Source organism: Nonomuraea sp. 3-1Str, assembly GCF_031570565.1.
Classification (GTDB): Bacteria; Actinomycetota; Actinomycetes; order Streptosporangiales; family Streptosporangiaceae; genus Nonomuraea.
Genome location: NZ_JALHBK010000037.1, coordinates 45,038 through 60,117, shown reverse-complemented (window position 1 = coordinate 60,117; position 15,080 = coordinate 45,038). Strand labels below are relative to the sequence as shown.

Annotated in this window: 13 protein-coding genes; 8 read left to right on the top strand and 5 right to left on the bottom strand. The window is 74.2% G+C overall.

The window, feature by feature from the left end; all coding sequences use genetic code 11:
• Positions 1–2 precede the first annotated feature (2 nt).
• Entirely contained in the window at positions 3–428 is a 426-nt protein-coding gene (locus MTP10_RS37840; RefSeq protein WP_310716203.1) for a nucleoside deaminase, read from the bottom strand.
• The gene (locus MTP10_RS37835; RefSeq protein ID WP_310716201.1) at positions 425–1,279 is read right to left on the bottom strand and encodes an LLM class flavin-dependent oxidoreductase; all 855 of its coding nucleotides are present in this window, start codon (positions 1,277–1,279) and stop codon (positions 425–427) included. The genes MTP10_RS37840 and MTP10_RS37835 overlap by 4 nt, the downstream gene beginning before the upstream one ends.
• A gap of 106 nt (positions 1,280–1,385) precedes the next feature.
• Here MTP10_RS37835 and MTP10_RS37830 point away from each other — a divergent pair, with 106 nt between their 5' ends.
• The gene (locus MTP10_RS37830) at positions 1,386–1,838 is read left to right on the top strand and encodes an Lrp/AsnC family transcriptional regulator (RefSeq protein ID WP_310716199.1); all 453 of its coding nucleotides are present in this window, start codon (positions 1,386–1,388) and stop codon (positions 1,836–1,838) included.
• 27 nt (positions 1,839–1,865) lie between these two features.
• Here the strand turns inward: MTP10_RS37830 and ligD are convergent, their stop codons facing one another.
• Both ligD and MTP10_RS37820 read right to left on the bottom strand, forming a co-directional pair.
• The gene (gene ligD / locus MTP10_RS37825) at positions 1,866–2,873 is read right to left on the bottom strand and encodes a non-homologous end-joining DNA ligase (RefSeq protein WP_310716197.1); all 1,008 of its coding nucleotides are present in this window, start codon (positions 2,871–2,873) and stop codon (positions 1,866–1,868) included.
• Positions 2,874–3,026: 153 nt separating this feature from the next.
• Positions 3,027–3,575: a cupin domain-containing protein gene (locus MTP10_RS37820; protein WP_310716195.1), complete on the bottom strand. Its 549-nt coding sequence runs from the start codon at positions 3,573–3,575 to the stop codon at positions 3,027–3,029.
• An 81-nt stretch (positions 3,576–3,656) separates the two neighbouring features.
• Here MTP10_RS37820 and MTP10_RS37815 point away from each other — a divergent pair, with 81 nt between their 5' ends.
• The 5 genes from MTP10_RS37815 to MTP10_RS37795 all read left to right on the top strand — a co-directional run bounded on the left by MTP10_RS37815 (position 3,657) and on the right by MTP10_RS37795 (position 11,459).
• Positions 3,657–5,078 carry an SWIM zinc finger family protein gene (locus MTP10_RS37815; protein ID WP_310716194.1) on the top strand — a complete coding sequence of 474 codons (1,422 nt, stop codon included), beginning with the start codon at positions 3,657–3,659 and terminating at the stop codon, positions 5,076–5,078.
• Positions 5,075–6,511, top strand: a complete 1,437-nt coding sequence (locus tag MTP10_RS37810) for a DUF5691 domain-containing protein (RefSeq protein ID WP_310716193.1) — start codon at positions 5,075–5,077, stop codon at positions 6,509–6,511. Before MTP10_RS37815 ends, MTP10_RS37810 begins: the two co-directional genes overlap by 4 nt.
• 47 nt (positions 6,512–6,558) lie before the next feature.
• Positions 6,559–7,635 carry an AAA family ATPase gene (locus MTP10_RS37805; protein WP_310716242.1) on the top strand — a complete coding sequence of 359 codons (1,077 nt, stop codon included), beginning with the start codon at positions 6,559–6,561 and terminating at the stop codon, positions 7,633–7,635.
• A 226-nt stretch (positions 7,636–7,861) separates the two neighbouring features.
• Positions 7,862–10,345 carry a DUF5682 family protein gene (locus tag MTP10_RS37800; protein WP_310716191.1) on the top strand — a complete coding sequence of 828 codons (2,484 nt, stop codon included), beginning with the start codon at positions 7,862–7,864 and terminating at the stop codon, positions 10,343–10,345.
• Positions 10,338–11,459: a VWA domain-containing protein gene (locus MTP10_RS37795; protein WP_310716189.1), complete on the top strand. Its 1,122-nt coding sequence runs from the start codon at positions 10,338–10,340 to the stop codon at positions 11,457–11,459. The genes MTP10_RS37800 and MTP10_RS37795 overlap by 8 nt, the downstream gene beginning before the upstream one ends.
• Before the next feature lie 60 nt (positions 11,460–11,519).
• Here the strand turns inward: MTP10_RS37795 and MTP10_RS37790 are convergent, their stop codons facing one another.
• A complete protein-coding gene (locus MTP10_RS37790; RefSeq protein WP_310716187.1) occupies positions 11,520–12,965 on the bottom strand; it encodes a DHA2 family efflux MFS transporter permease subunit in 1,446 nt (481 codons plus the stop codon).
• Positions 12,966–13,064: 99 nt separating this feature from the next.
• On the opposite strand from MTP10_RS37790, the gene MTP10_RS37785 reads away from it, so the two are divergent.
• The gene (locus MTP10_RS37785) at positions 13,065–13,811 is read left to right on the top strand and encodes a TetR/AcrR family transcriptional regulator C-terminal domain-containing protein (protein WP_310716184.1); all 747 of its coding nucleotides are present in this window, start codon (positions 13,065–13,067) and stop codon (positions 13,809–13,811) included.
• 104 nt (positions 13,812–13,915) lie between these two features.
• Positions 13,916–14,995 (top strand): hypothetical protein, encoded by a 1,080-nt coding sequence (locus tag MTP10_RS37780; protein WP_310716182.1) that lies wholly within the window; start codon positions 13,916–13,918, stop codon positions 14,993–14,995.
• Positions 14,996–15,080 lie beyond the last annotated feature (85 nt).

Below are 15,080 nucleotides of genomic sequence, written 5' to 3'. Positions count from 1 at the left end.
TCTCAGACGTAGTAGCCCTGCACCGGGACCTGCGCCTTCTCGTAAAGCGCGGGTCCCTCCAGGCGGGGACCAGCGGCCGTGGCCGGCGGCTTCAGACCGGTGAGCTGCTCGGTGGACAGCGCGAACACGACGCGGCCGAGGAACGAGCGCTCGATCGCGCCCGTGCACATGCCGCACGGCTGGCAGCTCGTGTACATCGTGGTGGCCGCCGCCGCCTCGGGCGTCAGCTCGCGGGCCGCCCAGCGGGCCAGCTTCAACTCGGGATGGGCGGTGATGTCGCCGCCCGTCACCGTCGAGTTGCGCTCCTCGACCAGCACGTCGCCGTCCGGGCCCACCAGCAGCGAGCCGAACGGCGGGTCGCCGCCCTCACGGGCCTCGGCGGCCAGCTCGATGGCCCGCAGCAGGAACCGTTCGTCGTCGTGTGTCATGGGGACTCCGTCCGTACATCGGGATTGATCTTACGAGCGGCGGCCACAGCGGCGAGCGCCCGCCAGGCCGCCTCGGGGTACAGCGTCTCCGCCGGGTCCTCGCCGAACGGGTCCAGCACCACCGTCTCCACGCCGAGCAGCCGCAGCTCCTCCAGGTCGCCGAGGACCTGGTCGAGCGTGCCCTCGCCGGCGAGCCGGTCCGGGCCCGTGACCGGGGCGTCGGTCAGCCGCAGCACGATGCGCGGGACCATGGCCGGCACGGGACGCCCCAGCTCCTCGGCCGCGGCGGCCAGCCGGACCGCCGCCTCGCGCATCCAGGGCACCGTGCGCCGCAGCGGGTGCCAGGCGTCGCCCAGCCGCGCGGCCCGGCGGATGCCGGCGTCGCTGTTGCCGCCCACCCACAGCGGGATGCGTCCCGCGCGGTAGTCGTCCTCGTTCTCCCACGCGGCGCGCATGGCCAGCAGGTGCTCCTCGGTCAGCGCGCCGCGCCGCTCGAACGGCACGCCCAGCGCCTCGAACTCCTGCCGGGCCCACCCGACGCCCACGCCCAGCACCAGCCGTCCGCCGCTGAGCTGCTGCAGGTTGGCGGCCATGCGGGCCACCAGCAGCGGATGACGGTACGGGACGATGAGCACGGTCGTGCCCAGGCCGATCCGGTCCGTGACGCCGGCCAGCCACGACAACGTGGTGAACGGCTCGTAGAACGGCGCCGGGTACTGCTCGGCCACGTCGGGCGTCACCACGACGTGGTCGGAGACCATCAGCAGGTCGAAGCCGAGACCCTCGACGGTCCGCGCCCACCGGCGCAGCGTGCCGGGGTCGGTCCCGGGGCCGAAATTCGGAACATTCACACCTATCCGCACCCGTCCAACGCTATCCACCCTCACAGCCGATCCGGAAGGCAATCCTCACGCTATGAGGGCTGGACGGCCGTGGATCTCCCGGTAGTTTGGGCCCATGGCAGAGAATGTCGACGCGACCGACTGGGCGATCATCGCCGAGCTCCAGCGGGACGGCCGCGTCCCTCTGACCGAGCTGGCCCGGCGCGTCAACCTCAGCGCCTCGGCCACCACCGAGCGGGTACGGCGGTTGGAGGCGGCGGGCGTCATCACGGGCTACCGGGCCGAGATCGACCTGGCCAAGGTGGGCTTCGCGGTGCTGGCGATGGTCCGGCTCAAGTACCCGGGCAACCGGCACGAGCCGCTGCACCGGCTGCTCGGCGAGCGCCGGGAGATCCTCGAATGCCTGCGCACCACCGGGGACGACTGCTACACGCTCAAGGTGGCGGCCGTCTCCATGGGACACCTGGAGCGCATCGTGGACGAGCTCGCCCAGTTCGGGAGCACCACGACCAACGTCGTCTACAGCCAGACCCTGGCCTACCGGGCCCCCGCCGCGCCCTCCACCTGAACGCTCCTCCTCGTCGCTCCCCGGGGATCAGCTCGCGGCGCCCCGCTCTCGCTCGGCGGCGAGGCCGTCCGTCCGCACCTCCTCCGGCGAGCGGTCCGGGCGCAGGCCGCGCCACGAGGGGTGACGCAGCCGCCCGTCGCCGGTCACGTCCGCGTACCGCACCTCGCCGACCAGCCGCGGCTCCACCCAGCGGGCGTCGCGGGCGTACTCGCGCGGCACCGGCTGCCCGAACGGTGACGAGGGCCGCTCCAGCGGCGTCAGGTCCTCACGCAGCGCGACCAGCATGGCGTCGGTGAACCCGGTCCCGACGTGCCCCACGTACATCAGCCGCCCGCCCGGGTCGTACGCGCCGAGCAGCAGCGACCCGATCCCGCCGGCACGCCGCCCCGCGCCCGGCTTCCACCCGCCGATGACCACTTCCAGATGGGAGAAGTTCTTCACCTTCGTCCACTCCGGGCCCCGCCCGCCCGGACGGTACGGCGAGTCGCGCCGCTTGACGACCACGCCCTCCAGGCCGAGGCGGTGACTGGCGTCCAGCGCCGCCCGCGGGTCGCCGAGGAACGCCACCGGCGTCTGCCACCGGAACCCCGGCCGCACCAGACCCTCCAGCAGCTCCCGGCGCTCGTCGTACGGCAGGCGGATGGCGCTGCGGTCGTCGACGTGCAGCACATCGAAGATCATGTACGTGACGGGGACGGTCCTGACCAGCTCGGCGATCCTCATGGGCCGCCGCTGGTGCATCCGCGCCGCCAGCGCGCCGAAGCTGGGCAGGCCGCTGTCGTCGAACGCCACGATCTCGCCGTCGAGCACCACGTCGCGGCCGCCCACGGCCCCGGCCATGGGGTACAGCTCCGGATAGGCCGGCGTGACATCGTGCCCGTTGCGCGACATGAGGCGCAGCGCCCCCGCCTCGACGTACGCCAGGCCGCGCACGCCGTCCCACTTCATCTCCGCCGACCACAGGTCGTGCTGCGCGGGTGGCGGCAGGCGGCCGAGCTGGGCGAGCATCGGCCGGTACGTGGGGAGTCGCCCCATGACGGATGGCCTTCCCGCGCGGGGGACGGCTACGGTCCGGTGGGAGTAGAGGACGGGTCAAGTCCCGACAAAGCACCCGCTTCCTGTCGCTCCCGGCCGTTCCGGTCGGCCGTGAGGCCTGAAACGTCCGGTCGGCCGTGAAGCCTGGAACGTTCAGTCGGCCGTGAAGTCCTGGAAGTCGAAGCCAGGCGAGACCACACAGCTCACCAGCACGGCCTCGTCGCCGGCGGGGCGCGCCGCCTGCCAGGCCCCTCCCGGGACCACGACCTGCGGCACCTGTCCCTCCTCCACCAGCGGGCCGAGCACGACCGTCTCGTCGCCGACGGTGAGCGTGAGCGGCCCGCCCCGGTGCCAGAGCCACACCTCGTCGGACCGTACGCGGTGCGGGACCGACTGCTCGCCGGGCTGGAGCAGGAAGTAGATGCCCGTGGCGCTGGCGCGCGGGCCGGGATAGCCGTCCGGCCGGAACGACACCGGCGAGCGCCAGGTCTCGCGGAACCAGCCGCCCTCGGGGTGGGGCAGCAGGTCGAGCGCGCGGGCGATGGGAGGGCGCTCCTCGAACCGGACGGGGGCCCCGTGGACGTCGCGGCGCAGGAACCGGGTGCCGTCGAGGACGAGCTGCCCGGACAGCCCGCTGGCCAGGGCCTCCGCCTCGTCCGCCACCTCGGTCGACGGGCCGTCGGGATAGATCGTCAGCTCCACGGGGCGAGTCTATGATCTCGCTCCTGACGGCGTTGTCAGGCGGGGCTGGAAATGTCGGTCCGAGTGGCTAGTGTGCCCTAGGTGATCGAACGGTGGAGCCGCGACCAGGTGCTCGCCCTCGCCCCCGACGCGCCGTCCCGCAAGGCCGCCCAGGGTGTGGCGAAGGCTGCCGCGTGGCCGCTCCTCGGGGTCGTCGCGGACGGTGCCGCCGTGGTGTTCGGCGAGTGCGCGGGGAGCGGGGCGAAGCCGTACCGGACGTGTGTCGACCTCGCGGAGCCCGCCTACCGGTGCGGCTGTCCGAGCCGGAAGCTCCCGTGCAAGCACGCGCTCGGGCTGCTGCTGCTCTGGGCGGCCGGCGAGGTGCCCGCCGCCGGAGCCGCGCCGGGGTGGGCCGCCGACTGGCTCGCCGACCGCGCCACTCGCCCCACCTCGGACGTCGCGCCGGTGGCAGGACCGGGGGAGGCGCCGCGAGGGATGGAGGCTGCCGCGGGCCGGGGAGGCGGGCGTGGCACGGCGGCGGAGTCCGCCCGGCATGCCCGCGTGACCGCCGGGCTCGCCGAGCTGGAGCGCTGGCTGGCCGACCAGATCCGCCAGGGCCTGGCCGCGGCCGGCGACGGCGACTGGGACGACCTGGCCAAGCGGCTCGTGGACGCCCAGGCGCCGGGGATGGCGGGCACCGTGTCCCGCCTGCGGGCGGCCCGCGCGGCGGACGACTGGCCGGAGCGGCTGCTGGAGGAGTACGCCCTGATCGATCTGCTGGCCGTGGCCTACCGCCGCCGCGCCCACCTGCCGGCCCCGCTGGTGCAGACGGTGCTGTCGCGGGTCGGGTTCCAGGTGACGCGCGAGGAGGTGCTGGCCGGCCCGACTGTACGGGACAGCTGGGACGTCCTGGGGCAGCGCGACGAGGTGCAGGAACGGCTGACGTCCCGCCGGCTGTGGCTGCGGGGCCGCGGCACGGGCCGGCCCGCGCTGGTGTTGTCGTTCGCCCCGCAGGGCCACGCCCTGGACGCCTCGCTGGTCACCGGCACCACCGTGCACGCCGACCTGGTCTTCTACCCGGGCGCCGCCCCGCTCCGCGCCCTCCTGACCACCCGGCACGCCGCACCACCATCCCCGCCCGCACCGCCCGCGCCCGCACCGCCCGCGCCCGCACCGCCCGCGCCTGCGACGACCATGCGGCCGACGGCGGCCGTGCCCGCCACGACTGGGCCCGCGGCGCTCATGGGCGCGCCGCCCGGGGTGACGCCGGAGGAGGCGATGGACGAGGTGGCCGCCGCCCTCGCCGCCGACCCCTGGACCGACTCCTGGCCCCTCGTCCTGGCCGGGGTCGTTCCCGGGCGTACCCGTCTCGGCGGATTCCCGTTGCACCGGAGCGCGTACGACCCGTGGCGGCTGATGGCCGTCTCCGGAGGCCACCCCGTCACGGTCGCCGCCGAGTGGACGCCGTACGGGCTGCGCCCCCTGACGACGTGGGCTGACGACGGGACGGTGGTGATCCTGTGAGCTGGGACGACCTCGCCTCCACGGCCCTGGTGGGCACCCACCGCAGGCCGTACCAGGGGGATCTGCTGGCGGACGCCGCCGTGGAGGTCGCCCGGCGGCGCGCCGGGCGCCGCCTCACCCTCGCGAGCGAGCAGACCTCCGGCGCGGGCCCCGATTTCGCCCCCTCGGGCGAGACCACCCCTGGCACCGGCGCGGATCACATCCCCCCTCGGCAGGAGGTATCCGGGGACGGGCGGATGGCGCCGCGGGAGGGGCAGGCGGCCGTCGGCGGGGTGGCGGCCGGGCGGCTGGTGCGGATTCTCGGGGGCGAGTACGAGCGGCTGCTGCCCGAGTGGCTGGCCGCCGCGGCGGCGACCGGACGCCGGGTGCCCCCGTACGTGCTGCCGGAGCTGCTCGAACGCGGCCGCCGCGACCGCTCCATCCGCGCGCACCTCGGCGTGCTCGCCGGGCGGCGCGGCCGGTGGCTGGCCGGGCTCAATCCGGCCTGGGCCTACCTGCTGGAAGAGCCGACCGGCGAGACATGGGACCTGGGAAGCCCCGCCGACCGCCGCGCGTACGTGCGGCGGCTCAGGGTGGACGATCCCGGGGCCGCGCGGCAACTGCTGGAGAGCACGTGGGAGAGCGAGACGCCGGACGACCGGGCGGAGTTCGTGACCGTGCTGGCCGAGGAGCTGTCCATCGGGGACGAGCCGTTCCTTGAACGGGTGCTCGACGACCGGCGCCGCGAGGTCCGCCAGCAGGCCGCGAACCTGCTGGCCCGGCTGCCCGGCTCCGCCCTGTCCCGGCGGATGGCCGAGCGGGCCCGTGCCTGCTTCACCATCGCCGGAGGCGTGATGCGCGTGGAGCCTCCGAAGGAGTGCGACCGGGCGATGGAGCGCGACGGCGTCAAGGTCAAGCCGCCCCGGGGCATCGGTGAGCGGGCCTGGTGGTTGCAGCAGGTCATCGCCCGCGCGCCGCTGGAGATCTGGGGTCCCGACCCGGCGCCGCTGCTGGCCCTGCGGATCCCCGACTGGGACGCCGAGGTGAAGACCGCCTGGGTCCGGGCCGCCCTGCTGCAGCGCGATCCGGCGTGGGCGCGGGCGATGTTCGCCTGGGACCCGATCGCCGACCTGCTGACCGTGCTGCCGCCCGGCGAGCAGCAGGTGCTCGCCGCCGCGTTCGTCCGCGAGCATGATCTGGACAGCCAGTTGATCATGGTGCTGGGCGGCGTGTCGCCGGATTGGCGCGAGGAGCTGGCCACGGCCGTACTCGCGAAGATCGTCAAAGTGGCCGGCACCCAGCCCTGGAACCTCGGCGAGCTGGTCAAGCTGGCCGGCGAGCGGGTCGCGCCCGCGCTGGCCGATCTGGCCGCGCGTTACTCGACCGAGCCGGCGGTGCAGCAGGTGGCCGCCATGCTGCGGTTCCGCGCCGACATGATGGAGGAGCTTTCGTGAACGACCTCAGCCCGGTGAGCGGAGCCCGCACGGGCGGCGACGCGGGCGTGCCGAACGACGCAGGCGTTCTGCGCCCTCACGCGGAGGACCAGTACGCCGAGGAGTTGCACCTGCTCGCCAAGGAGGACGACCGGCCCCGACCGCCCGGCTGGAAGCTGTCTCCGTGGGCGGTCACCACCTACGTCCTCGGCGACGGCGACCGCATCACGCCCAAGTACGTGGGAGCCCGCCGCATCGTGGAGGTGGCCGTCGCCACGCTCGCCACCGACCGCGCGCTGCTGCTGCTCGGCGTGCCCGGCACGGCCAAGACCTGGCTGTCGGAGCACCTGGCCGCCGCCATCAGCGGCGACTCCACGCTGCTCGTCCAGGGCACGGCCGGCACCGCCGAGGAGGCCGTTCGTTACGGCTGGAACTACGCGAGGCTGCTGGCCGAGGGCCCGTCGATCGAGGCGCTGACCCCGTCGCCGGTGATGCGGGCCATGGCCGAGGGCCGCGTGGTCCGGGTCGAGGAGCTCACCCGCATGCCGTCCGACGTGCAGGACGCCCTCATCACCGCGCTGTCGGAGAAGACGTTGCCCATCCCCGAGCTGGGGCACGAGGTGCAGGCAAGGCGCGGGTTCAACCTCATCGCCACCGCCAACGACCGCGACAAGGGCGTCAATGACCTGTCCAGCGCGTTGCGCCGCCGCTTCAACACGGTCGTGCTGCCCGTCCCGGCCACCGCCGAGGAGGAGGTCGACATCGTCTCGCGGCGGGTCGACCAGCTCGGCAGGTCACTGGAGCTGCCGGGCACCTCGACGGGGCTGGAGGAGATCCGGCGCGTGGTGACGGTGTTCAGGGAGCTGCGTGCGGGTGTCACCGAGGACGGCCGCACCAGGGTCAAGTCGCCCAGCGCAACCCTGTCCACGGCCGAGGCCATCTCGGTGCTCACCAGCGGCATCGCGCTGGCCGCGCACTTCGGCGACGGGGTGCTGCGGCCGGCCGACGTGGCGGCGGGGATGGTGGGGGCCGTGGTGCAGGAGCCGGTGTCGGACCGGGTGGTGTGGCGCGAGTACCTGGAGACGGTCGTCCGCGAGCGGCCGGGCTGGCAGGACTTCTACCGGGCCTGCCGTGACGTCTCCTGACCGCGAGCTCTTCCGACTGAGGCGGGTTCCGACCGGGACCTGTTCTGGCCGGGACGGCTTCTGCCCGGAACCTGTTCTGACCGGGACGTGTTCTGGCCGGGGCCTGTGCTGAGCGCACGTGATTCCGACGGTGACCTGTTCTGACGGCGGCGTCTCGTCGTCGACGGCCGTTCCCGCACCGCTCCCGCGTCCGACGGCGCGGGGGCTCCACGTTCGAGGAGATGCGATGACTGTCTCGGTCCTGGGGGTGCGCCACCACGGGCCCGGGTCGGCGAGGGCCGTGCGAGAGGAGCTGCGGCGGCTGCGGCCCGACGCGATCCTCGTCGAGGGGCCGCCGGAGGCCGACCCGCTCGTGGCCCTGGCCCCTGAGCTGGAGCCGCCGGTGGCGTTGCTGGCGCATGTCCCGGGCGCGCCGTCGAGCGCGGCGTTCTGGCCGTTCGCGCGGTTCTCGCCCGAGTGGCAGGCCATCCTGTACGGCACGGCCCACGGCGTTCCCGTACGCTTCTGCGACCTCCCGGCCGCGCACTCGCTCGTCGACCCGGCTCCCGGCACGGTCCCGGCCGTGCCGGGGGACGCCGGCGCCACGCCCGTGGAGGTGCGGGTGGATCCCATCGCGACGCTCGCCTTCGCCGCCGGGTACGACGATCCGGAGCGCTGGTGGGAGGACGTCGTCGAGCATCGCGGCGACACCCCGTTCGAGGCGATCGCCGAGGCGATGGCCGCCGTCCGCGAGGGATACGTGCCCGACCAGCGGGAAGCCCGCCGCGAGGCGTACATGCGCCGGATCCTCCGGGCCGCGCTCAAGGAGGGGCACCAGCGGATCGCCGTCGTCTGCGGCGCCTGGCACGTCCCGGCCCTGACCGGGCCGCTGCCGCCGGTGAAGGCCGACGACGCGCTGCTGCGCGGCCTGCCCAAGGCGAAGGTCGAGCTGACGTGGGTGCCGTGGACGTACGGGCGGCTGGCCTGGTGGAGCGGCTACGGCGCGGGCATCGGGTCGCCGGGCTGGTACGACCATCTGTTCGCCGCGCCCGACCGGCCCGTCGAGCGGTGGCTGGCCGCGGCGGCCGGGGTGCTCCGTGACGAGGGCCTTCCGGTGTCATCCGCGCACGTCATCGAGGCGACGCGGCTCGCCCACGGCCTCGCCACGCTGCGCGGACGCCCCCTGGCCGGACTCGGCGAGGTCACCGAGGCCGTCCGGGCCGTGTTGTGCGAGGGCGACGAGCCGGCCGTCGAGCTGATCCAGCGGCGCATGGTCGTGGGGGACCGCCTCGGCCATGTCACCGACCACACGCCCATGGTGCCCCTTCAGCGCGACCTTCGTGACCAGCAGCGGCGGCTGCGGTTCAAGCCCGAGGCGATCGACCGGGACGTGACCCTCGACCTGCGCAAGCCCCTCGACCTCGAACGCAGCCACCTGCTGCACCGGCTGCGGCTGCTCGGCGTCGGCTGGGGCACGCCGGGGGAGTCGCGGGGGAAGGGGACGTTCAAGGAGACGTGGAGGCTGCGGTGGCGGCCCGAGTTCGACGTCACGCTGATCGAGAGCGCCGCGCTCGGTGTCACGGTGGCGGAGGCGGCCACGCAGCGTGCCCGTGACCTGGCTTCGGGCGGCGGCGCGTCTCCGGGGGGCTGGTCGGCGTCCGGGGGTGGCCCGGGACCTGGGTCCGGCTCACGGCCGGGTTCCGGCTCGGGGGCCGGTTCCGGGGCCGGTTCCGGGGTGGTGGTGTCGTTGGCCGATCTGGCGGATCTGGTGGAGCGGTGCCTGCTGGCCGAGTTGCCGGACGCACTGCCGGAGGTGCTGGCCGCCCTCTCGGCCAGGGCCGCTCTCGACATCGACGTCACCCGCCTGATGGCGGCCCTGCCGGCGATGGCCCGCGCGCACCGCTACGGCGACGTGCGGGGCACTCCGGCCGAGGGGCTGGCGGTCATCGTCCGGTCGATGCTGGACCGGGTACGCGTCGGGCTGCCGGCGGCGGTGACGGGACTGGACGACGAGGCGGCGGCCGCGTTGCTCGGCCACATCGACGCGGTGCACGCGGTGGTCGCCCTCCTCGAAGCCCCGGACGCACCACCGGGCGGCGCGGCCTCGGGTGACCGCAGCGGTGACGCAGGGACGCCAGGTGTGCGGGGGCGCTGGTTGCGGACGTTGCGCAGTCTGAGCGAGCGGCCCGGCCTGCACGGGCTGATCGAGGGGCGGCTCACCCGCATCCTGCTCGACGCCGGTGAGCTGGACGACGCCGCCGAGCGGATGTCCAGGGCGATGTCGAGCGGGCACCCGCCGGCCAGGGCGGCCGCCTGGGTCGAGGGGTTCCTGGCGGGTGGTGGGCTGCTGCTGGTGCACGACGCCCGGCTGCTGGAGCTCGTGGACGGGTGGCTGACCGGGCTGTCCGGCGACCAGTTCACCGGCGTGCTGCCGTTGCTGCGCCGCACGTTCGGCGGCTTCGCCGTACCGGAGAGACGGGCGATCGGGGAGCGGGTCCGGTCCGCCGGGCGGCATGAGCGGCGGACGGAGCGGGACGTGGACGAGCGGCGGGCGGCGCCTGCGGTCGCCACCGTGCTGACGATCATCGGGCGAAGCGGCACCGGACGAGGCGACCTCGACAGAGGCGGCACCGGAGGAGACGGCACCGAAGGAGACGGCACTGGAGGAGCTGGAGGCGGCGGTACCGGAGGCAGTCGTGTCGGGAGCGGGACCGGGAGCGGGCATGGATGAGCGGATGCGCAGATGGCGCATGGTTCTGGGTGGTGGGGGAGCTGACGGCACCGGCGTGGCGCTGGAGGGGGCCGACGCGGCGATGGACACCGCGCTGGCCGCCGTGTACGAGCGCGACGGCGGCCTCGGCGCCTCCGCGCCCCGTGTCGCCCGCTGGCTGGGCGACATCCGTACGTACTTCCCCTCCACGGTGGTCCAGGTGATGCAGAGGGACGCCATCGAGCGGCTGGACCTCACCCGGCTCCTCCTCGAACCCGAGATGCTGGAGGCCGTCGAGCCCGACGTGCACCTCGTCGGCACGCTCCTCGCGCTGAACCGGATCATGCCCGACCGGGCGCGCGAGTCGGCCCGCGCCGTGGTCCGCAAGGTGGTGGGAGAGCTCGAACGCAGGCTGGCCCGGAAGACCAAGGCGGCCGTCACCGGCGCGCTCGACCGCTCCGCCCGGACCTACCGGCCGCGCCGGGCCGCCGACATCGACTGGGACCGGACGATCCGGGCGAACCTCTCCCACTACCTGCCCGAGCACCGCACGGTCGTGCCGTCGCGGCTGGTGGGACACGCCCGGCGGCAGCGGGCGGTGCGGCGTGAGGTGGTGCTCTGCGTCGACCAGAGCGGCTCGATGGCGGCCTCGGTGGTGTACGCGAGCGTGTTCGGGGCGGTGCTGGCGTCGATGCGGTCGCTGCGGACGTCGCTGGTCGTGTTCGACACCGCCGTGGTCGATCTGACGGACCGGCTGGACGACCCGGTGGAGCTGCTGTTCGGCACGCAGCTCGGCGGCGGCACCGACATCAACCGGGCTGTGGCGTACGCCCAGGGGCTCATCACCCGGCCGGCCGGCTCGATCTTCGTGCTGGTCAGCGACCTGTACGAGGGCGGCGCCCGGGACGAGATGCTGCGCCGGGTCGCCGCGATGAGCCAGGCCGGAGTGCAGGTGGTCGTCCTGCTGGCGCTGTCGGACGAGGGGGCGCCGTCGTACGACCACGACAGCGCCGCCGCCCTCGCGGCGCTGGGTGTGCCCGCCTTCGCGTGCACGCCCGACGCGTTCCCCGAGCTGATGGCGGCCGCGCTGGAGGGCCGTGACCTGGGTCACTGGGTGGAGAGCCACACGTCCTGAGCCTGATGTCGAAGCCCGCGGGCCCCGGAAAGGCCATGTCCCCGGACGGACGGGCGGGCGTCAGTGGCCCGGCCCGCCGGGAAGAGCGCGGCGCGGGAGGAGGAACGACAGCGCCAGCGTGAGCCCGAGCAGGCCCACCTCGGCCCACACCGTGGCCTCCATCGCCGGCCCGAAGCCCCACTGGCTCTTGAGCAGGTGGAAGAAGAACGTGCCCAGGACGGCGGTGCCGAGCGCGCCCCCGAGCTGCTGCACGGCCGTCAGCGTGCCCGAGGCGGAGCCGGACTCGTGGTTGTCCACGCCGGCGAGCACGATGTCGAAGAACGGCGCCATGACCATGCCCATCCCGACGCCGGCGACGGCGAGGCCGGGGGCGAGCTGCCACGGCGAGAGGTCCAGGCCGGTGAGGTGCACGGTCACGGCCAGCACAGCGGCTCCGGCGGCCATGACGACGGCGCCGATCTGCAGCAGGCCCCGGCCGAGCCGCTCCTGCAGCCCCGACATGGCCAGGCCGAAGCCGGCCACCGCGCCGAGCGCCTGCGGCAGGGCGGTGAGCCCGGCCTTGAGCGGGCCGTAGTGGAGGCCCACCTGGGTGAAGAGAGTCAGGACGAGGGCGAAGCCCATGATCCCGGAGAAGAACGCCAGCCCGGCGGCCAGGCCGCCGCTGAAGGCCCGCTTGCGGAACAGGCTCGGCGTGACCAGCGGGTCCTTGCCGCTCCTGGCCCGGCGCGACTCGAACACGCCGAAGACGGCGAACATCACGGCGGAGCCCGCCATCGAGACGAAGGTCCAGGCCGGCCAGTCCAGCTCGGGGCCCTGGATGAGCGGGTAGATCAGCAGGAACGCGGCCACGGACACGAGCAGCACGCCCACGAGGTCCAGCCTGGTGGCGCTGGTGAGCCTGATCTCCGGCAGGTACCTCATCCCGGCCACCACCGCGGCCAGCCCGAGGGGCAGGTTGATCAGGAAGATCATGCGCCAGCCGGCGCCGAACAGGTCCGCGTCGACCAGCCATCCGCCCAGGATGGGCCCGCCCACCGACGAGATCGTCATCACGGGGCCGAACGCGCCGAACGCCTTGCCCATCTCCTCCGGCGGGAACATCTCCTTGATCATGCCGAGCCCCTGCGGCAGCATCACCGCCCCCAACAGGCCCTGCAACGCCCGGCCCGCGATGAGCAGCTCGGGACTCGTCGACAGGCCGCACAGCAGCGACATGACCGTGAACCCGGCGGCGCCGATCAGGAACATCCGCCTGCGGCCCACCAGGTCGCCGAGCCGCCCGCCGGTGATCAGGCCGATGGCCATGGCCAGCGTGTAGGCGGCGCCCAGCCACTGCACGAGGCTCTCCTCGCCGCCGAGGTCCTGGCGGATGGTGGGGGCGGCGATGGTGGTGATGAGGGCGTCGAGCATGTCCATGACCTCGGCGGCGAGGATGACGGCGAGGGCGGGCCAGCGCCAGCGGTGCGGCTGGAAGCCGGTGGTGGCCTCCGAGGTGGTGACGGTCATGGGGGGACTCCTTCTAACACCGTTCGGATCTACGAACACCGTTCGTCAACGAGCACTGTTCTATGGGCGAACAGTGTTCGTGTCAAGTACAGTGTTCGTATGCGAAGCCGGAACAGCGACGATGACCGCCCGGACGTCCCTGTGCCGCCCTGGCGCAAGGCCCGCAAGCAGCCGCAGCCGAGACTCCAGCTCAGCCGGGAGCTGATCGTGGAGACCGGGCTGCGCATCCTCGACTCGGAGGGGCTCGACGCGCTCAGCATGCGGCGGGTGGCGCAGGAGCTCGGCACCGGCCCCGCCTCGCTGTACGCGCACGTGGCGGCCAAGGAGGAGCTGCTGGAGCTGATCTACGACCGGGTGCTCGGCGAGGTCGTGCTGCCGGAGTACGACCCCGCCCGCTGGCAGCCCCTGCTGCGCCGGTGCGCGCTGGAGATGCACCGCGTCATCCTCGCCCACGCCGACGTGGCCCGCGCGGCGCTGGCCGGCGTCCCCACCGGGCCGAACGCGATACGGGTCGCCGAGTACATGTTCGGGCTGCTCATCGACGCCGGCATGTCGCCGCGCGACGCCTCGCTGGCCTTTGACCGGATCGTCCTCTACGTCTGCGCGGACGCCTTCGAGGGGTCGCTGCACTTCTCCCGGATGAAGGCGGTGGGAGCGTCGAGCCCGGAGGAGTTCTTCCACACGTGGGTGTCGCACATCGAGGAGTACTTCGGGTCGCTGCCGCCGGAGCGGTACCCGCATTTGAGCGAGCACGCGAAGGCGCTGGTGGAGGACGACGGCGAGACGCGCTTCCGGTACGGGCTGGATCTGATCTTCGACGGGCTGGCGGCGCGCATGCCGCGGTGATCTCCCCTGGGCGGGGGAGCGGGCTCCCCTCGCGAGGTGACGAGGGCCGGGACGTACGCGTGTGTGATCGTGAACGCCGCCGCACCCGTCTCCGAGGAGCCTCCGTGACACCCCGACCCCCGGCCCCCGTGCCCCGCGCCGCCGTGGCGTGGGGCGTCTTGTACGCGGCGGTCCAGAGCGCCTGGGCGGTCACCGGCACGACCGTGCCGCTGACCCCCGAGGTCGCCTACCCGCCGGCCGCGCAGTTCCTGCTCGCCGCGTTCGCCCTCGTGGCCGCCGTCGCCTGCGCGGCCGTGACCCGCCCGCTCCGCCACCGCGTCAGGGTGGCGGCGACGGCCGTACTCGCGGCGGCGCTGCCCGTGTTCGCCGCCGGGGCGCTCAGCCTGCCGGTGCACCTGGTCACGCTGCTGTCCGGTGCGGGCGTGGAGAGCGCCACCGGCCTGGCCTGCGTGCTGCTCGACGCCGCCGGCGCCGCCGTCCTGGCGCACGGCCTGACGACCGGTCTGCGCCGCCTGCGGGGCAGGTGCGCCCGCTGCGGCCGGACCCATCCTTACGCCGGCGGCGGCCCTCTCACCCACCCCGGCCCGTCCACCTCGACCCGCCGCACCCGGACTGCGGCCGCCCTGCTGCTGTGCGGGGTCCTGCCGTGGGCCGGGGTGAAGACGATCTGGACCCTGGGCGGGGACGCGCTCGGCGTCACGGCCGAGAGGTGGCACGCCGCGAACGCGGGCGCGCCCGGCGCGGCCCGGGCGCTCGCGTCGGTGGGCGTCGACGTCACCGTGCTCGCCGCGCTGCTCGCCGTCGTGCTGACGCTCGGCCTGCTGCACCGCTGGGGAACGGTCTTCCCCCGGTGGACGCCGCTGGTGGCCGGGCTGCGGGTGCCGCGGATGCTGCCGCTCGTCCCGGCCTGGGCGGTCGGGGCGGGGCTGGCGGCGTACGGCTCGGTGCTGGTGGTGTACGCGTCGCTGCGCGCCCTCGGCGTGCTGCCCTCGGCCGCGTCACCTGACGGGTTCACCCGCGCGGGGCTGACCTGGATGATCCTGTTCGGCGGGCTCGCGTTCGCCGGACTGGGTTACGGTCTGCTCCTGTCCGCCCGCTCGTACGCCGCCCGCACCCGCCCCGCCTGCGCCCCGCCGCCCGCTCCGGTGGCCGGAGGTCCCGGGAGAGCCGTCGTACGTCCTTAGAGGGTTGTTGCCAAATCTCAAGCCGGAGTAGTTGATCTGGGTTTCGCCGAGGCGTGGACACACTCTTGCCGATTGCACCGACGGA